The organism is Candidatus Pantoea deserta, from assembly GCF_003813865.1.
In the GTDB taxonomy this organism is placed as follows: Bacteria; Pseudomonadota; Gammaproteobacteria; order Enterobacterales; family Enterobacteriaceae; genus Pantoea; species Pantoea deserta.
In genome coordinates this window covers 1-18619 of record NZ_RMVG01000004.1, presented here as the reverse complement: position 1 = coordinate 18619, position 18619 = coordinate 1, and the positions used below count along the sequence as shown (strand labels likewise).

The window sequence follows — 18619 nt, the reverse complement described above, 5'->3', positions numbered from 1 at the left end:
TCAAAATCAGGGTGAAACGATGACTAAAATTAAATTTTCCTTTTGTTTTTGTGCATTATTCCTGAGTGCTTCAATTCAAGCTGCATACATGCCATATGTCGTAAAAAATTATGAAGGTTATATCGGGAAATATCCCGTTCATTTGTCTCTTCAGTTTTATGACTTCGGGGGAAAGGTAAATGTAGAGGGGAGCTACTATTACGATAACCACAGGTCACCCATTCCTCTATATGGTGTAAATAAATCAAGTTCAATTGTATTATGTGAGGTTGTCAGCGATGAAAGTTTCGAAAAATATATTATTCAAGGAGAGAGGGTTGACGTTTCAAAATGCCCTTTCAATCTAACACGGAATTCTACTGGTTTTCTTGGTGAGTGGCACAATGAACGGTCAGCTTTAAAAGTAGATTTAAAGGAGAAGGTTCAAATTAGTGATGGTGTTATAAATGGAAGTGCTAAGGCATTGGAAATTCCATTTTGGGGGCAGACTAAACAACATGGTTTCATTGGTCTTTATGAAGCGAGTGCTGATGGTATTGTAATTAATAAAGTAAATGTTATCGATAAGAAAAGTGGTAAGTTAATACAGGTCATCAACCCGCAGATGAATGGCTGTGAATTTGGTTCGTATATGACATCTATCTTTCAAAATATAGAAAGCGATGGCTCTCAAATTCGATTGAATTGTTACAGCACTGGGCCTGATGTGAGTGTTAATTATAAACTCAATACGCAGACCTCACGTTACGATGTCGTTACTGAACGATAAAAAATAAATCGTGAATTTTTAATGGCGATAGAGATTTTTATTGAGGTTGTAGATGCTAAGAAAAATGGCATGTGCATTCTTTCTGTTATTTTTTTTCTGGAAATTCCTTTTTAAAAGGTTTTAATTGCAATTCACAAGAATTTTTTAATGCGTTAACAAAGTTTATTAGAGAGAATGCATTTCATATTGGTAATGACGTTAACAGAGATGTCATTAAAAAATTCCCTATTAATTATGGGGATTCTCCTGATGTACCGCAGAAAATAGGTTTCAGCTGTGCATTTCGTATAAAGATTACAGCTGGTGAGGATTTATTGAAGTTTATAAAGGCGTATTTCCATGAATATGATCAAGCAACCAGCCGTATTTATGAACAAAGTACTATGTATTCGCTTATTCAAGACATGGGGAGATCTTTCTTCTAATGTGAGGAAAAAGATGAAAAAGGATGCCTTAAAATGGATCGCCTTTAAGAAAAAACAATGTGGTGATGTTGAATTTATTCAGTCTGATACTCTTTCGTTACAGGAAAAAAAAGATATATGATTGTCACTCAAGTATCACAGGTGGACAAGATTTTTAAAGCAGCTGGATCCGCTGTGCATCAGCTATGTCAGACAGTGGTTTGACAACATGGAATGGATGAGTCAGGTGGACGGATTCAGCAGTGGCAAGTCTGTCTGGCATATGCATCCGGTGGTGTTTTTAAATGCATTACGCAAAAGTGAAAGTGACCGCTGTAAGGTACTATTTTCGAAAGTTTCAGGTGTAATTCTTCGCCATGAAGGGGGATATGTTAATGACCCTGACGATAAAGGGGGCGAGACTAATATGGGGATAACAATTGATACATGGAAAGCATTTGCTCCTGGCGATCTAAATATCCCGGCAACATCAAAAACCCTTAAGGAAATGACGAAAGAGCAAGCAGAAACGATTTATTACAATCATTACTGGAAACCAAAAGGTTTCTGTAAACTAGAAAATACAAAAATTGCCTTAATGATTTATGATTGGACTATTACATCAGGCCGGGCAATAAAGCAAATTAGAAAGCTTTTGCATGGAGAGTATAATGCGAAACTTAGCATAAATAATCATATAGATGATGATATGATTAATTGTGTTAATGATATTGATAATCAAGAGCAACTCCTTAATAGAATTGCTGATGTAAGAAAAGACTACTACCGCTCTTTGACGGTCACTGATGGCAAACCAAATGCACAGGTGAAGTTTTTGAAAGGTTGGATTAATCGCGTAGATGATTGCTTAAAGGTGAGTGTATGAAAAAGATATTGCTGGCTTTACTCTTTGCTTCATCAAGTTCAATGGCCTGTATGACAGGTCATTGGGAAGAAAAGGATAAATCAAATTCATTTACTATAGAACTTGTTCAGACAGGTAGTCATGTTACAGGTAAGTATTGTTTTATCACAAACAATGGTAATCGAATAGATTGTACTGAAAAAGATGATGATGATAACGTGCATGGTGATGTTAAAGATGGGGTTGCAGATATTAAATTTGAAAGCACTTTCGATGGTGAAGGAACAGCAAGCGCGGAAATTAAGGGGGGTAAATTGATTTATACAATAAAAGATAACGCTCCTTTCATTCAAGCTAACATGTCCGTCCCTGAAGTAATTCGGTTTAATAAAAAGTAAAGATATTTTGTTACTGTTTTCACATGTCTCTCTGGCTGTATGTGGAAGATGATTTATCTATTCCACTATCGATTAAAGAATGAAAAAGGACGCAAAAGTATATACAAGGAATTATTCGTCTCGGTGACAAAACCACACACGGTGTAGAAGTATTGCCCCGCTAAATGACCATGTTATTTGGTGATGTCGGTATGGTCCGTAATCATGCTAATAGATATAAGCATGCATACCTTGTTAAGGGGAAGAATCTCGATAAGCAACCACACATAGTCGCTAAACATCATTGCGATAAAGACAGTTCATTTGTTTGCCAACAATTACTTTGGGAGAAGAAATGGAATTAACAAAATTAGCGGTGGTAGTTGGAGTATTTAGTTTATTCCCAATGGGTACTTTTGCCGCAGCATTTAAATGCGATATGAAAGGGTTAAATATAACTGAGCAGACGATATGCAATAATCCATCACTAAGCGGGATTGATGATATTGCCAACAAAAAATACATATTAAAAATTAATGATAGTTTGAGCGTTGGTACCCTGAAAAGGCAACAGCTCGAATGGTTAGAGCAAAGAAATAAATGTGGTGAGAATACTTCATGCATAGAAAACTCATATAACAAAAGATATAAAGAGTTGACTTATATGCCTTCTTTTAGTTCAGTGTCTAAATTTTTTAGCGAGTTGGATAAACCCTTGAAATATGGGTTGGTGAATAAATATGGATTTAGTATTAGTGATAAACAATGGAGAATAAGGCCATTAGTCATAGAATATGATCTTAATCGAGAATTCGGGATGCCATCATTGGCTAAAGATGTATTTTATTGGAAGATACTAACTCATTTTATTGTCAAGCATGATCTGGTTTTATTATACACTGTCAAGGCAGATGATAGTATTTTTCTTATGAAAAATATTGACGGTAAGAATACAATATTAGCAAAATATTCAAGAGGGGGGGCAGATGTAGATGTATATTTGAAGGGGCGTAGTGATTCGCTTACCACATATGCAGTTAGGTCTGGTGACTCTGAAGATATATATGAAATTAATAATATTGATGGTCATATCACATCACCGTACTTTATCAAGCATGAAATGAACGAACAATCTGATGCGCATGTTTGGAAAGGATATTGCGGTGATAGCTTGTGTGTTAGTAAAGTCATCTCACCCGATAATAAATGGCGTATTGCTTCTCCTGATTTAGGACAAACAAACGTCGATGAGGGTGTGTATTATTTTCCAGTGAATAGACCCGATCTGGGTATCAATGTTTTTCTGCCTCAAGCTGAAGAGAAACGAGATGATTGGGGGTATGAAAGAAATTATACGTGGGGGAGTGGTGATGATTTTTACTTTGATAATCAAGGTGGTTTGGCTTGCATTTGGAAAGCTAGTTTAAAAAACAAAACCACTCAAAGAATTTTGCCAGTTGAAGGTATGATTGAACCTTATTATCTTAGTTACAATGGCGAGTCATATATTATTGCCAAATACATCGACTACTCTGGTAATAGAGAGCACGAGATCAAATATGGTTTCTATATAGCCAAGGAATAATATGTATAGAGTTGCGTAAAATATAAATTTAAGGTGGTTTAAATAGGAGTGTACCATGCAAGGAATAATCCGTCTCGGCGACAAAACCACACACGGTGGTGCCGTATTGTCCTGCTCAACAACCATGTTCTTTGGTGATATCGGTGTGGCCCGTAAAGGTGATCGTGTTTCCTGCCCGGAGCATGGTGATACGACTATCGTCGAAGGTAACCCAAATTATCGCGATCGCGGTGTTCCAGTGGCTTTCCACGGTCACAAGTGTGGTTGCGGTTGCACGCTTATCAGTTCGCTGCCCAATGCTCTGGTGGGGTAAACGTGCCGGTTGAACTTGAGCGCATTCCCGCGCAGGAGAAACTGCCGCCCCGTCCGCGTTTTAAACGCTGGCTGCTCCTGGGCATTGTGATGCTGCTTGCGGGAGCTGCAGCTACATTTCTGTTCTGGAAGGGCGAGCGCTCCGGTGCTGCGTTCTGGGAGCTGTCAACAGGACTACCTGTCGTGTTATGGGGACTTTTGATTGTCGGGCGCTATTTTGGCTACGTGCTCCTTTGTGCCCGTTGTGAGAGAAAAAACGCCACAACTGCCGCCCGGTACCGCTCAGACGTTGCGCGCGGACAGCGCTTTGCCTGGCTTATCGGCGAAGTACTAATTAACGGGCTGGGGTCTGCCAGTCCAATGACGCACGAGGCTGTGTTAGCTAAAAAGCCCCTGATGATGCCCTGTGAGCCCGTTAATGGTGGCAATCCGGTTCGTCACCGGGCGCTGGCCGCTACCGGAGAGATGGCTGACCGGGAGGCGCATTATTTTCAGGAGGTAATCGCCCACGTCCGGAATCTGGTGTCGTTGCTCCCGTCGACGCTGACCTGCTATCTGGCGGTGGATACCGGTGAACAGTTTTCGACACTGTCATCGCTCCTGCAAAAAAGCGTTACTCACCCGCTGGTGCGCATTCGCGACCTGACAGGGCTGGAAATCCTGGACTACTGGCTGGACTGCCATTATGACCGTGCTGCTGCGTTACTGGTGGTCAGCGCTCAGCTTTACGAACACCCGCCAGAGGACAGTGGCGAGGCCATTTCCGTGTTACTGCTAACCAACTGCCGCCTGAGGGGTATCCCGGACGTGTCGGTCAAAATTCACCGGCCGCAGATGTGTCGCGATGGCAATCTCGACCGGGCATTTGAGCGCGTCATGATGTGGTCAGGACTGGAAAAAACTGCACTGAAGCAGGCCTGGACCAGCGGCGGACAGATGGCCTCCGGCGATATCTTCAGCAAGGCCCGGGAGGCACATGCCCCGGGGCTTAAAGCCGATAAAATTACCCATATTGATACGGTTGTCGGGTTTGCAGGCATTGCCGCTCCCTGGCAGGCGTTACAGCTGGCAGCCCGTCAGTGTCTGAGCGGTAGCGAAGCCCAGCTAATTGTCACCGAACTTTCAGAAGACAACCGACAACTCTGTATTGTCACCCCGGAATAACTCTCAAGGGATTGCTCTCCTCCGTTATGAAAATCGCATCCACTTTTCTGCTTGCGCTGCTTCTGGGCGCACTGTCTGTCTGCCTCATTGGCGGCGCACTCTTGCTATGGCCGGAGTGGGTTAAGGACACCTTCAACATCGGGCCATTCAGTACGACCGGCATAGCGATAATCAGCCTGCTGCTGATGCTGGCAGCATTGATTATCGGCTGGGTGCTTGAAACCATATTCGCTAAGAACGGTGAGAAACAGGGAGCGCTGGATGTGGTAGTCTCTGCGCAGCAGGCTACGGCATCCCAGCCTGAAGCAAAACATACCGACGCGGACACCTCCCGGTTTGTCGCTGAGGCGCTGGTCGATCATCTGCGCCTGCGCTACCGCCGTCGCTGGAAAGCCAGAGTTCGCCTGCTGCTGGTACAGGGTACTGACAACGATATCGAAAAAGTGGTGCCGGGTCTTAAGGGCGATCACTGGCAGGAAAGTGACGGGATTGTGCTTATTTACGGCGGTCCTGCGGAAAGCGTGCCGGATGATGAGTTCCTGTCCGTCCTGAAAGCGGTGCGACCACAGCGTCCGCTCGATGGGGTGGTGCAGGTGATGAATGCGGTCGCACTGCCCGATACGGCGAAGCAGGACATGCTGGTGCGTGTACGTCAGAAAACCGATACCCTGCTGGGCTGGCAACTGCCGGTCTGGCTGTGGCTTGTCCGGGAAGGCTCCTGGGAACAGGACGGAGAGGGGGTGCCTCCAGCCGGCGCGCTATTTGGTCCAGGTGCGACAACGGAAGAGGTCCGTTCGACATTGACCTCACTCTCGTCAGACCTGCAAACATCCGGCGTGGCGGCGCTGCTGGAGAACTCTCAGCACCACTGGCTGTTGAGCCTGTCAAAAGCCCTGCGCGGCTCGTTGCGACGCTCCCTGGTCCCGCTGCTGACCACGCTGATGTCAGGGCCAGCCCCTTACCGTCTGCGTGGGATGATGTTCAGTCCGGCATTGCCAGGGAGCGAAACGGTGCCGCATGCGCGCCTGTCACCACCGGTCTGGCAGGCGCTCGAAAACGACAGCCTACAGGTGCATGCCCGTAAAATCGGTTTCCACTGGCAAAAGGTGCTGCGCCTGGTGCTGCTGGGTGTGGTACTGCTCTGGGGCGCGGGCACGCTACTGTCCCTGTCCGTCAACCGCACCCAAATCTGGCTGGCCCAGGATACGGCCCGGGTTGCCGCTGACACTAAACAGCCTCTGTCGGATCGTCTGCGTAACCAGTTAGCACTGCAGCAGACTATTGCCCGCCTGCAGAACCGCCAGGTGCACGGCGCGCCGTGGTACACCCGCTTTGGCCTGAACCAGGACAGCGACACGCTGGAGATGCTTTGGCCATTATACGCCCGTAACAATCAGCAACTGATGCGCGATGCGCTGGCAGACGAACTTGACCGCCAGCTTAACGCTTTTGTGCAGTTGCCACCGGCAAGCACCGCACGCATGTCAGCCACCCAGAAGAGCTACGGCCTGCTTAAAGGCTACCTCATGCTGGCCCGTCCAGACAAAGCGGATGCGGAATGGCTGGCAGGCAATATGCTGAAGGCCTGGCCGCACCGCAGCGGCGTGCCGGACAGCGTGTGGCAGACCCAGGCGCCGAAGCTGCTCGGCTTCTGGGCGCAGAACCTGCCGGCACACCCGGAGTGGAAAATCACCCCTGACCACGAACTGGTGGGTACGGTGCGCCAGATTTTGCTCAAGCAGATTGGTCAGCGTAATGCCGAATCCGGTCTTTACCAGGAGATGCTCGGACGCATTGCCCGTAACTGGCCGGATTTAACCCTGGCAGATATGACCGGCGATACGGACGCGTCAACCCTGTTCTCCTCTGAAGAAGTGGTGCCGGGGATGTTCACCCGTCAGGCGTGGGAAGAGCAGGTTGAAGACGCGATTGATGAAGTAGTGAAGACCCGCCGTGATGAAATCGACTGGGTGCTCACTGATAAAACCCATCAGCCGGGCAGTAATGTGTCACCGGGAGTGCTTAAAGAGCGCCTGACAGAACGCTATTTCACCGATTTTGGGAACGCCTGGCTCAATATGGCCAACAGTATTCAGTGGCATGAAGCCGCCTCGCTCTCGGAAGCTATTGCACAGCTGAATCTGCTGGCGGATGTACGTCAATCACCTCTGGTAGCGCTCATGAATACCCTTGCCTGGCAGGGTCAGACCGGAGCTAAAGGTGAAGCCCTTGCTGACACCCTGGTGGACTCGGCGAAAAAACTGGTGGGGCGTAAGAAGAACGCAAAACAGTTTATTGAGCAGACGCAGGGGCCGAAAGGTCCGCTGGATGGCGTCTTTGGTCCGCTCACAGGCCTGATGGCCGGCAAGGACGGGACCGGCTCGAACGGCAACCTCAGCTTCCAGTCCTGGCTGGCACGGGTAACCCAGGTACGCCTCAAGCTTCAGCAGGTGACCAGTGCCCCTGATCCGCAGGCGATGGCTCAGATGCTGGCTCAGACCGTCTTCCGGGGTAAAGCCATTGACCTGGCAGATACCCGTGACTATGGCTCTCTGGCGGCAGCAAGCCTCGGCCAGGAGTGGAACGGCTTTGGGCAGGCGCTGTTTGTGCAGCCGCTCGATCTGGCCTGGCGTCAGGTGCTGGCTCCTGCCGCAGGTAGCCTGAACGCACGCTGGCAGAGCACCATTGTCTCCCAATGGAACACCGCCTTTGCCGGACGCTATCCGTTTAAGGCCACCGGCAGCGATGCTTCATTGCCACTGTTGGCCCAGTTCCTGAGAAGCGACTCCGGGCGTATCGCGGCATTTATCAAAACTAACCTCGGCGGCATGCTGCATCAGGAAGGCAGTCACTGGGTGGTGGATCCGTCAGCCAGTCAGGGAATGAGCATCAGCCCGGCGTTTCTCGCCGCTATTAATAAACTTGCCGATATTACGGATATCGTCTTTGCCCAGGGCGATGCCGGGGTGCATTTCGAACTGATGGCCCGACCGTCGCGCGATGTGGCCCGCACGCAGCTGACGCTCGATGGCCAGAAACTGGATTACTTCAATCAGATGGAGAGCTGGCAGAGCTTTACCTGGCCGGGCAATACGTACTATCCCGGTGTGGATCTGAGCTGGCGCTCAGTCAATGCGGAAATGCGCCTTTACGCCAGTAACCAGGGGAACTGGGGCTTGATCCGACTGCTGGATAAGGCGCGAGTCACCCCGCTCGACAGCAGCCGCACGCAGCTGGTGTGGATCACCCCAGATGGTAATCCGCTGAAATTCATCATGCGCAGCGAGCTTGGCGACGGGCCGCTGGCGCTGCTCGGACTGCAAGGCTTCAGCCTGCCGCAGAGCATTTTTTCTGGTGGTGCTACTGACGGCTCACTCACCCTTAACGGAGATGAATAAATGCTGACCGCAGAAAGCCTCCTGACCTTGTGCCTCCCGGATATGGCCCAGCGTACTGCACTGCTCATGCAGACCCGGAACAACCTGTCCCGCTGGGATGCCTGGCTCCCTCCACTGGCAGCAGGAAACGGGGCAGGGGAAGATCCGACTTATGAGGATGATTTCCAGCTGATGCGCGAGGAGATCAACAAGCTTTCCGGTACCGATACCGACGTGCTCTGCCATCTGGCCGAACAGGTTGTGACCCACCAGGCCCGTGATCTCCGCGTGGTCACCTGGTATGTCTTTGCTCGTCTGCAGCACGACGGTGATAGTGGGCTGGCTGATGGCCTGATGCTGCTTACCGCGATGCTGAATCAGACAGGGCAGTACGTCCACCCGCTGCGCAGCAATGCCAGACTGACCGCACTAGAGTGGCTAAACAGTGACAAAGTGCTGAATGCGTTCTCGCGCTGGCCGGATGTGACGCGGGAAGACACGGCAAGAACAGCAGCTGCACTGTGCCTGCTGGACGATGCGCTGTCGAATCTGCCTGACAGTGAGCAGCCCTCATTTGCCGGGCTCCTGCGCGCACTTGAAAACCGCCTTGCCGGCGCGGGTGGGCTCGATACACCGGTGGCCGCTTCACATCAGGAAGAGGCTACCGACGCCGGAGCCGCCACATCCTCCGGCAGTGCTGTGCCGGCGGCGGCCGCAGTTAAATCGGAAGTGGAACTGGTACGCCAGCTGCGCGTGCTCTCCGGCTGGGTGGTGGAGCAGCCCCAGGGCTGGCTTGCGGCTCACCGGATAATGAAGGCCGCCCGCTGGGACCTGGTGACGCAACTGCCGGCGCTCGATGCTAGTGGCCGGACCCGCCTGCTGCCCCCTAAACCGGACTACCGTGCACAGCTTAAACGCCTGTACCTGCAGCAAAGCTGGACAGAACTGATTGAGCAGGTGGATGTGATGTTCACCGAAGGCGGTAACCGCTTCTGGCTCGATTTGCAGTGGTACCTGTGGCAAGGGCTGAGTCGCGCGGGTTCGCTCTGGGAACCATGGGCTGATTATATCCTGAGCGACCTGAAACTGCTGCTTAAGCGTCTTCCGGGGCTGGAAACCCTCGCCTGGAATGACGGTACGCCGTTTGCTGATGAGGTGACGCTCGGCTGGATAGCGGAGAAGGTCAACAACGACCTGTCCGGGTTCACCGAAGAGCCTGCCGCCTTACAGGGAGTCCGGACCGATGACATTTTTGCGCTGGAAGCGGAAGCGATGGAAAAGGGTGACAGCGATGGCCCGGAGGCGGCGATGGTCTGGCTTCAGAGTCGTCCGGGTATGGACTCACCCCGAAGCCGCTGGTTACTCCGTTTACTCATGGCGCGGGTGGCAGAGCAGTATGGCCGCAACGAGCTTGCCCTGCACCTGCTCGGTGAGCTCACCGCCAGCGCGCCGCTGCTGACCCTCAGTGACTGGGAGCCCGGCCTGCTGTTTGACGTGCAGGCCCGCCGACTGCGGTTACTGCGTCTTAAAGCCGGACGCAGTGAAAGCGACAAAGCCCGACTCACTCCGGAAATAGACACACTTTTGGCAGGGCTGATTGCGCTCGATCCGGCCCGCGCGATGGTGCTGTGCGGTTAGAACAGAGGTAAGCATGATGGACGTTTTATTCTGGGTTACTGCCAGTTTTGGTGCTGGCGTCTGGGTTAGAGTACATCACAGAAAAAGTCAGCAAAAATCCTTTCGGCAGCTCATATCGAAGAACCGTACTTTCCGAAGCGAAGCTCAACCAACAACTTGTACTCACGCGCCGTCGCCACGTCCAGCCGTTAAATACCAGCACTCTCGTTGGGAGGAGAAGGAGGACTTGTTCTGGGGAATGGTGGAAGAAGGTGTCACTCTTGAAAATAAAAAATACATGACAACCTCGACAGAAAGACAATATCTGGAAAAGCTCGAAGAGTGGTTTGGTCAATATTGTCGGATATTTTGCCAGGTAAGTCCTGGGCGCTTTTTGAAGTTACCTGAGCAAAATGCGTTTAGTGCGAAAGAGCTCGTTTCTTTACCCGGTTTAATGCGATGTCCGTGGATTATGTTTTGGTCTCCAGAAAAAATAACAAAATTGTCTGCGTCATTGAACTGGATGATAAAAGCCATGAACTCGATAAGCGTATTGCACGTGATAAACGGCTCGAACATATATTTGAAATGGCCGGTGTTCCGTTGCTTCGTGTCAACGTTGACGAAATGAACATTCAACCTCCCGTGTGGGATCGTCATAAGGCTGTAGAAGAAAGAATGGCCGTTTCCTGAAATTTACTGAATTGAGTACTTTCTCTCATGGATGATTTAACCCTGCGCTATTACGAAGCCGAGATGCGCTACCTGCGCGAGGCCGGTAAAGAGTTTGCCCGCGCTCACCCCGACCGCGCGGCTATGCTCAACCTGGATAAAAACGGGGCCCGTGATCCGTATGTGGAGCGCCTGTTCGAGGGCTTCGCCTTCCTGATGGGCCGCCTGCGTGAAAAGCTTGATGATGACCTGCCAGAACTGACAGAAGGGCTGGTGAGCCTGCTGTGGCCGCATTACATGCGCACCATCCCGTCGCTCTCTGTGGTGGCGTTCACGCCGGACTGGCGTCAGCTTCGCAAAATGGAAGTGCTCGAAAACGGTTTTTCCGTCCTGTCGCGCCCGGTCGGTCCCGATAACACGGTCTGCCAGTATCGCACCACCCGTGACGTACCGCTGCATCCGCTGCATCTGAGTGAGGCCCGCCTGCGGACCGAATCCGATGGGCGCGCCGCCATTCGCCTGCGTTTCGAATGCCCGGACAAGGTGGACTGGTCAAAAGCCGGGATTGATAAGGTCGCCATTTACCTCGATGCTGACAGCCCCGTAGCCTCGGCCCTGCACCTGGCGCTGACGCGCCGGATGCAGGCGATGTATGTCCGCCACAGTGAGACCCATACCGAACGGGTCCGCGTTGAGGGCTGGTGTAAACCCATGGGCTTTGATGACCCTGACCGGCTGTGGCCGAAAGGGGACTCAGCGTTCAGTGGCTACCAACTGCTGCTGGAGTATTTCAGCTTCCGCGAGAAGTTTATGTTCGTGGAACTCAGAGGCCTGGAACTGGCAGGGCTGAGTCAGAAAACCACCTGGTTTGAGACCGATATTGTGCTCGACGGCAGCTGGCCGTCAGACATGCCGTTTGAGACTGATAACTTTCGCCTGCACTGTGCGCCGGTCATTAACCTGTTCTCACTGGAAGCGGACCCGCTGACGCCTGATCCGCTCCAGAATGAATACCTTCTGCGCCCGATGCTTGTGCAAGACGGGCATACCGAAATCTACAGCGTAGACTCCATTCATGGTGCGGTGAAAAACGGCAAGCACCCGTACGTACCGTTCACCAGTTTCCGCCACCGCGGTGGCATGATGCGCCATGATGCACCGGAGCGTTACTTCCACACCCGCGTGAAGCGCGGCCCCTCGGGGCTGTATGACACCTGGCTTATTCTCGGTGGAAAGTCGTTCGAGCTGGAGCAACTGTCACAGGCACCGGAGTCGCTCTCCATTCGCATTACCGGCACTAACGGACAGCTGCCGCGCCGGTCACTCGAGAGCACGCTGCTGGACAGGGTGGTGAAAGCGGGCAAGGTGCCGGTTCGGGTCATGAACCTGAAGGTGCCGACCCTGCCGCTTTACCCGCCTGCGAACGACCGCTTCCACTGGCGGGTGATGAGCCATCTGGGTTCAAGCTTCTTAAGCATGATGGATAACCCGGAAGTGCTGCGCGGCACGCTGGCGCTCTATGACTGGACCGATGATGAGATGAACCGTCGCCGTCTGGAAGCGATTGTGGCGGTAAAACACACCCTTATCCGACGCTTTGAGAAGGGCTTTATGCTGCGCGGGGTGGACATTGAAATCACCCTTAACGCGGACAATTTTGCCGGAGAAGGCGACGTCACCCTGTTCGGGGAAATGCTGCACCGCTTCTTTGCCCTCTATGCCGATGTCCACCTTTTTAATCAGCTCACGCTGGTCCTGCAACCGACAGGGAAACGACTGCGATGGAAAGAGAATCACAGCCAGCACATTCCGGGCTGACGGAGCGGCTTGCCGGTGACATCTGGCAGGTTAATTTCTACCGTTTCTGTCAGTTACTGGAGCAGGAAAACCCGGATGCGCCGAAGCTCGGCAGCACCGAGAAACTGTCCGCCGACCCGGTGCGTTTTCGTCCGTGGCCGGGGATGGGATTCCCGGTCAGCGAACTGAAGGCGGTTGAAACCGATGAGGACCACCCGGACCTGTCGCCGACGGTGCGGACCACTTTCCTCGGAATGTACGGGGTGGACTCCCCGCTACCGACGGCGTACCTCGATGATATTGCGCAGCGCCGTGAGGGGTATGAAGCCACCACCGCGTTTCTCGATATCTTCAGCCACCGTATTCACACCCAGTACTACCGTATCTGGCGCAAATACGCTTACCCGGCAACCTTCGAAGCTGGCGGCGTGGATGACACTTCTCAGTGCCTGCTGGGACTGGTCGGTCTTGGCATCCCGGGTACGGCGGAGCAGATTGCCACACCGGTTTCCCGCTTCCTGGCGCTACTGGGGACCATGCGGTTGCCAACCCGAAACGCCGAAGGCATCCGCCAGCTGGTGAGTCTGCTGGCCCCGGACACCCTGAGCACGGTTATCAGCCCGGACCCGGTGAAAGTCCCCGTGGAGAGCCGCAGTGGACTCGGCAAAGCCAACCGCGTGTCGCTGTCGCAGCGGGCCACGCTCGGCAAAACCGGCAAAGAGGCCAGCAGCCGTATCCTCTTGATGCTGGCGACTGACAATCCGCAGGAGGCGCAGGGCTGGTTGCCCGGCGGTCAGTTGCACACTGACCTGATGGTGCTGCTGCGGGTGTACATGGGTTATCGCTCCGATGTACGCCTTCGCCTCACGGTACCCGTAAGCTGTCTGCCTGAACCCGGTCTGGGTAAGACAAGCCGGGTACAGCTGGGCCGCACCGGCGTACTGGGTCTCAGGCGCGACCGTCCCGCGACCCGTACGCACCTGACCGTGAGCCTGGGCACCTATGAAGGGCTGGCCTGTAAGACCCCGCGACCGGCAGAGCCCGGTGGCTACCGTTTCGACTGATATTCCGGAACACAATACCCAACACCAGACACATTCAACACGCACCTGTTTCTGAAGGCTGAAAAGGACTCCCCGAATGACTTTCGCTTCTCTGTCGCGCAGCGTCGCACTGATGCTGCTCTGTTCCCTGTTGACTGCATGTGGCCTGACTCAGGCCGTGTCGGACGGCACGGTCAGCGCAACCAAAGCCATCTTTTACAAAAAAATAAAGGTGTTGCATCTGGATTTTGAACCCCGCGCGGCCATCAACGCTGATGAAAGCCAGACGCCACTGGCCACCATGTTGCAGGTTTACCAGCTGAAAGACCGCCAGAAGGCGGATGCCGCCGACTACCAGAAAATGCTGCGCGATGCGGACACCACGTTGAAAGAAGACATCGTCGCCAGCAAGTCTCTGCTGGTGATGCCCAAAGGCAGCGTGACGCTAAATATGCCGATGAACGAAGAGGCGAAGTTTGTGGCGGTGGTGGGGCTGTTTAATCGGCCGGATATCAAAAACAACACCTGGAAGCTGGTACTAAGCCGCGACGATCTCGACCCGGACAAGCCGCGCACCATTCAGCTCAACAGCACCGGGCTGACCCTGGTTCCTGTGAAGGAGTAAACCCATGGACACCACCCTCGATAACTGGCTGGCGCTGTTTGACGGACAGACACGCTACCGCCTTGAGATAAACGACAGCATCCTGAAGCCGGATGTGCTGAACTTCCACGGGCGGGAAGCGCTGAATGCGCCGTTCAAATGGCGCATTGAGTTCACCACGCCACAGAAAAACATCAGCCGTCAGGATGCGATGCTGAAGTATGCCACCCTTAGCATGCTCTCAGGCCGGGTGGTGCAGGGCATCATCACCGGCTTTGAGGTTCTCAAAGAGACTGTGGACCAGACGCATTTCGCCGTAACGCTCTCCTCGCGCCTGGCACTGCTCAGCCACACCCGCCGCTGTGCGGTCTGGCAGAATGTCTCGGTGCCGGAACTGGTGGAGCAGATACTGCGTAGCCACGGGCTGGAAGGGTCTGATTTTGAATTCCGGCTGGAACAGACCTACCCGGTACGGGAACTGATTACCCAGTGGCGGGAAACCGACCTGCAGTTTATCCAGCGTATCCTCGCCGAAGACGGCATCTGGTTCCGCACCGGGGTTAACCCTGCCACCTGGCTGGATACAGTGATGTTTGCCGACAGCCAGCTGCACTACCAGTTTGATGTCCATCTGCCTTACCGGGAGCCGTCGGCGCTGTATGACGGCGCGGTTGAAGCGGTATGGGATGCGCGGGTGTGGCACAACACCGTCACAGGCAGTGTGGCCATCCGGGACTACAACTACCGCATGGCCGGCACGCGGATGGATGCGGCCGTCAGCGTCAGAAATGAGGCGGCTACCACCGGTGAACACTACCGCTACCTGATACCTTGCCGCGACGCCGGTGATGACACCCCCCTTGACCCGGAAACCGAAAGCGAGGCGTTTTACGCCCGTATTCAGCATGAGTACGCGCTTAATAACGCCATTCGCCTGCATCTCTTCAGTAACGCCAGCCACCTGACGCCGGGCATGGTGCTGGAGACCGGCGACAGTGATGTGCCGGAGCTGAATGAGGGGATGGTCATTACGCTGACCACCTTCCGTGCGGCCCGTGACACCCGCCTGCACGTCTCCGTATGGGGCATGCCCTACAGCGAGCAGTACTGCTTCAGGCCAGCACCGATACCACGCCCACTGATCGCCGGTACGCTCATGGCCCGCGTCGAGAGCGATGAGAGGAATGCACCGTATGCGCATCTCGATGAAACAGGGCGCTACCGGGTGAAGCTGGACTTCAGCCGTGAAGACGCAGAGCCGGGTTACAGCTACCTCTGGATACGCCAGGCCAAACCGTACGCCGGGGATACGTATGGCTGGCACACGCCGCTGACTGACGGCACCGAAGTGGGGATTGCCTTTGACGGCGGTGACCCGGACCGCCCGTACATTGCCCATGCCTTTCATGACTCTGAGCATCCGGATGTGGTCACGCGGGATAACCGCAGCCAGAACATCCTGCGCACCGCAGGTCAGAACGAACTGCGGATGGAAGACCAGCGTCAGGCAGAGCATATTGCGCTCAGTACCCCTTTCGGCTCTACGGCGCTGAACCAGGGTCACATCGTGAATGAGCAGAACGAACTGCGGGGTACAGGGTTTGAGCTGCGTACCGATGAGTTCGGGGTCATTCGCGTGGCAAAAGGGCTGCTTATCACAGCGGATGGCCAGGCGAAGGCTGAAGGCGATGTGCTGAGTATGGATGAGGCTCTGAGGGAAACTGAGGCCGTCCGCGTACAAATCGAGGGACTGGCCACAGCCACCCGACAGGCGAAAGCCCTGGAAGCTGATATTGCCAGCCAGCAGGCAATGTTCGCCACACGGCTGAAAACCCTCAATGAGATGCTTCACTTCTCAGCACCCGAGGGGATGGCTTTACCAGTTCAGAGCATCTGCAGCTGGCGGCCACTGACAATATTGCCCTGAATGCCGGTGGTGATATCAGTATCGGGACCCAGGGGCATATCACCGGGCTGGCGGGCGACAGCGTGGGAATGTTTGCTCAACACGGCAGGCTGAGCCTGATTTCGGCACAGGGACCGGTACAGTTCCAGTCCCAGAACGGGGTGATGTACCTGAGCGCGGAGCAGAAGCTGACCCTTGTCTCCGCCAGAGAGATGCTGCTGGCCGGGAAAAAGCGAATAAGGCTGGTTGGCGGTGGAAGCTCCATTCTCATTGAGCAGGGGCAAATCAAGTACGAGACGGCAGGGACTTACACCCGCAAGGCGAGTCGACTGGATACAGAAGGTGGAGTATCACAGACGCCGGATGTGCCGTGGCTGGCTGACCCTCTGAGAGACCGTAATGACGCTCTGATGCAGTACCTCTACCATGATGACGCGCCGGTGGTCGGTGCAGCGTTTACCGCGACGCTGGCGGACGGCTCTGTGCGTACCGGTAACCTTGATGGGGCGGGCTACCTGCATCTTGACGATATACCGGACGGGCCGATGACCGTTGAGATAGGGCCTGATGTGCGAGGTTATTTACGAAAATACAACACGGATAATCAGCAGTTTATCGGTTCCTCAGTCAGTGAGTCCGACATTGACGTCCTGATAACGAAACACAGCGGAGGTGTGGAATGAGTATGCCGGGCGTTGCGTGGTTTAAGGAAACCAGTCTGGAAACCGGGCAGTGGATCTGGGGCACCCTTCAGGGGGCGTTTAATGAAAAACAGACCATCGGTCAGATTATTGTCGATGCGGTGATTGGCATGGTTCCGCTGGTCGGTGATGTGACGGCGGTACGCGATTTGATTGCAGTTTCTATCGGGCTGGCGAAAGAGCCGAAGAAGCGGGAAAGCGTTACGGAATGGCTGTTTCTTGTGATTTTACTGTTTGCGCTGATCCCGGTGATGGGCGGAGTCATAAAAGGGGTGGGGCGTCTGGCTTTGCGTGTAACAAAAAAAGCGGCAGAAAATGTAGAAACGCTCAGATACATAATTAAGTTTCTGAACCGTGTCGGCGAAGGTGATGCGGTGAAGTGGCTGAACAAGCTGAATGTGGTTGAGTATCAGGCGCAGCTGAGTGAGAAAATGGATGGTTTTTGCCACACCATGATCACGGCGATTAATCAGATCCTGAAAGCCCGGGTGGGGCGAATGCTGCCGGAGAGATGGCAGGCGGATTTAATCCGGGTACGGGATGGCTTTGCGGCGCTGCAGCCGCTGGCGTCGAAAATGATCCCCCAGGCGCTGAAAGAGCTGGATGCGAAACTGCGGGTGTTGCAGGCGCTGGTGTATAAAGGCGAAATCCATACGGTGGCAACGGGTAAGGGCAGGGCTGAAGTGCGGCGTGAAGCGGAAGCCTATCTGATAGAACGCCCGCTGCGGGAAGCGCCAAAGCAGGGAACGCGATTTCCGAGTATTCATGCAGAGAAATGGCATAAAGACAGACTGCGGCAAAAATATTCGAAACCGGGCTATCCGGATTTACTTGCAAGACAACCTGAGCATAGCCCGGCATTTGGAGACAGCATGGTTTATGCCAACATCGCCTCTTTCAGCGGTGAAATTATTGCCAAAAGCGCCCGCGAGATGGCGGGCAGTACGATTTTTCGCGCTTTCGGTAACGAGACTGCGCTGGCAACAACGCCCGGCGGCTCCTGGGCTGCGGGCGGATTCTGGGGCTATCAGAAAGTGCCAGGTAACGCGGAAGAGTGGCGACAATTATCAGCGGTACTGGATGAGTGGAACGGCAACGGTTTTCTGGTGGTGCTGCATCTGCCGGAAGACCTTGCCACGCGGATGCCGGGCACCAATGCCTGGCACGGTAAAATTGCTGAACAGTTCGGACAAAAGAGAACCAACCAGTACCTTGAAGGTGGCGGCGAGCAGGTGATCATCAACCTGGATGAAATGCTGAAAAAAGAGCTTAACCGCATTGGCGAGCAGGTCAAGGGCACCGGACAGCCTGTCAGCGTGGAGGTTAACGGGGTAAAAGCTGAGTTTTATCCTTCTGGCTGGAAAGATGTGGAAGGCGTGCACGGCTACAGCAAACCGGAGGGAATTGAGCCACCCTATGCCACGTT

Annotated in this window: 14 protein-coding genes and 1 pseudogene; all 15 read left to right on the top strand. The window is 53.3% G+C overall.

The window, feature by feature from the left end; genetic code table 11:
• Positions 1–19: 19 nt before the first annotated feature.
• Positions 20–769 (top strand): hypothetical protein, encoded by a 750-nt coding sequence (locus tag BBB56_RS07630; RefSeq protein WP_123800377.1) that lies wholly within the window; start codon positions 20–22, stop codon positions 767–769.
• Positions 770–1108: 339 nt separating this feature from the next.
• Positions 1109–1315: a hypothetical protein gene (locus BBB56_RS07625; protein WP_123800376.1), complete on the top strand. Its 207-nt coding sequence runs from the start codon at positions 1109–1111 to the stop codon at positions 1313–1315.
• Between the two features lie 87 nt (positions 1316–1402).
• Positions 1403–2059, top strand: coding sequence for a glycoside hydrolase family 108 protein (locus BBB56_RS07620; RefSeq protein WP_123800375.1), 657 nt, complete (start codon positions 1403–1405; stop codon positions 2057–2059).
• Positions 2056–2436, top strand: coding sequence for a hypothetical protein (locus BBB56_RS07615; protein ID WP_123800374.1), 381 nt, complete (start codon positions 2056–2058; stop codon positions 2434–2436). Before BBB56_RS07620 ends, BBB56_RS07615 begins: the two co-directional genes overlap by 4 nt.
• Positions 2437–2770: 334 nt before the next feature.
• Positions 2771–4000: a lysozyme inhibitor LprI family protein gene (locus BBB56_RS07610; protein ID WP_123800373.1), complete on the top strand. Its 1230-nt coding sequence runs from the start codon at positions 2771–2773 to the stop codon at positions 3998–4000.
• A gap of 55 nt (positions 4001–4055) precedes the next feature.
• Positions 4056–4313: a PAAR domain-containing protein gene (locus BBB56_RS07605; protein ID WP_071704081.1), complete on the top strand. Its 258-nt coding sequence runs from the start codon at positions 4056–4058 to the stop codon at positions 4311–4313.
• Between the two features lie 2 nt (positions 4314–4315).
• Positions 4316–5476: a KPHS_23130 family T6SS system protein gene (locus BBB56_RS07600; RefSeq protein WP_123800372.1), complete on the top strand. Its 1161-nt coding sequence runs from the start codon at positions 4316–4318 to the stop codon at positions 5474–5476.
• Positions 5477–5502: 26 nt separating this feature from the next.
• Positions 5503–8874, top strand: a complete 3372-nt coding sequence (locus BBB56_RS07595; protein ID WP_123800371.1) for an ImcF-related family protein — start codon at positions 5503–5505, stop codon at positions 8872–8874.
• Positions 8875–10491 (top strand): type VI secretion system protein TssA, encoded by a 1617-nt coding sequence (gene tssA, locus BBB56_RS07590; RefSeq protein ID WP_123800370.1) that lies wholly within the window; start codon positions 8875–8877, stop codon positions 10489–10491.
• A 438-nt stretch (positions 10492–10929) separates the two neighbouring features.
• Complete coding sequence (locus BBB56_RS23730; RefSeq protein WP_233593003.1) at positions 10930–11163, top strand: DUF2726 domain-containing protein; 234 nt, start codon at positions 10930–10932, stop codon at positions 11161–11163.
• Between the two features lie 27 nt (positions 11164–11190).
• Positions 11191–12960 (top strand): type VI secretion system baseplate subunit TssF, encoded by a 1770-nt coding sequence (gene tssF / locus BBB56_RS07580; protein WP_123800369.1) that lies wholly within the window; start codon positions 11191–11193, stop codon positions 12958–12960.
• A complete protein-coding gene (tssG, locus tag BBB56_RS07575; RefSeq protein WP_123800368.1) occupies positions 12924–14003 on the top strand; it encodes a type VI secretion system baseplate subunit TssG in 1080 nt (359 codons plus the stop codon). The genes tssF and tssG overlap by 37 nt, the downstream gene beginning before the upstream one ends.
• Before the next feature lie 76 nt (positions 14004–14079).
• On the top strand, positions 14080–14607 hold the full coding sequence (gene tssJ, locus BBB56_RS07570; RefSeq protein ID WP_123800367.1) for a type VI secretion system lipoprotein TssJ: 528 nt from the start codon (positions 14080–14082) through the stop codon (positions 14605–14607).
• Positions 14608–14611: 4 nt separating this feature from the next.
• Positions 14612–17175, top strand: a pseudogene (locus BBB56_RS07565) (type VI secretion system Vgr family protein).
• On the top strand, positions 17172–18619 hold a 1448-nt coding region (locus BBB56_RS07560; protein WP_123800366.1), incomplete at its 3' end, for a hypothetical protein. The pseudogene BBB56_RS07565 and the gene BBB56_RS07560, both read left to right, overlap by 4 nt.

Excerpts from the sequence above, each read along its gene's own strand:
- tssF (WP_123800369.1), top strand. The coding sequence starts at position 11,191 with ATGGATGATTTAACCCTGCGCTATTACGAAGCCGAGATGCGCTACCTG.
- BBB56_RS07615 (WP_123800374.1), top strand. The coding sequence starts at position 2,056 with ATGAAAAAGATATTGCTGGCTTTACTCTTTGCTTCATCAAGTTCAATG.
- BBB56_RS07595 (WP_123800371.1), top strand. The coding sequence starts at position 5,503 with ATGAAAATCGCATCCACTTTTCTGCTTGCGCTGCTTCTGGGCGCACTG.
- tssA (WP_123800370.1), top strand. The coding sequence starts at position 8,875 with ATGCTGACCGCAGAAAGCCTCCTGACCTTGTGCCTCCCGGATATGGCC.
- BBB56_RS07630 (WP_123800377.1), top strand. The coding sequence starts at position 20 with ATGACTAAAATTAAATTTTCCTTTTGTTTTTGTGCATTATTCCTGAGT.
- BBB56_RS07610 (WP_123800373.1), top strand. The coding sequence starts at position 2,771 with ATGGAATTAACAAAATTAGCGGTGGTAGTTGGAGTATTTAGTTTATTC.
- tssJ (WP_123800367.1), top strand. The coding sequence starts at position 14,080 with ATGACTTTCGCTTCTCTGTCGCGCAGCGTCGCACTGATGCTGCTCTGT.
- BBB56_RS07625 (WP_123800376.1), top strand. The coding sequence starts at position 1,109 with ATGAATATGATCAAGCAACCAGCCGTATTTATGAACAAAGTACTATGT.
- tssG (WP_123800368.1), top strand. The coding sequence starts at position 12,924 with ATGGAAAGAGAATCACAGCCAGCACATTCCGGGCTGACGGAGCGGCTT.
- BBB56_RS07620 (WP_123800375.1), top strand. The coding sequence starts at position 1,403 with ATGGAATGGATGAGTCAGGTGGACGGATTCAGCAGTGGCAAGTCTGTC.
- BBB56_RS07605 (WP_071704081.1), top strand. The coding sequence starts at position 4,056 with ATGCAAGGAATAATCCGTCTCGGCGACAAAACCACACACGGTGGTGCC.
- BBB56_RS23730 (WP_233593003.1), top strand. The coding sequence starts at position 10,930 with ATGTCCGTGGATTATGTTTTGGTCTCCAGAAAAAATAACAAAATTGTC.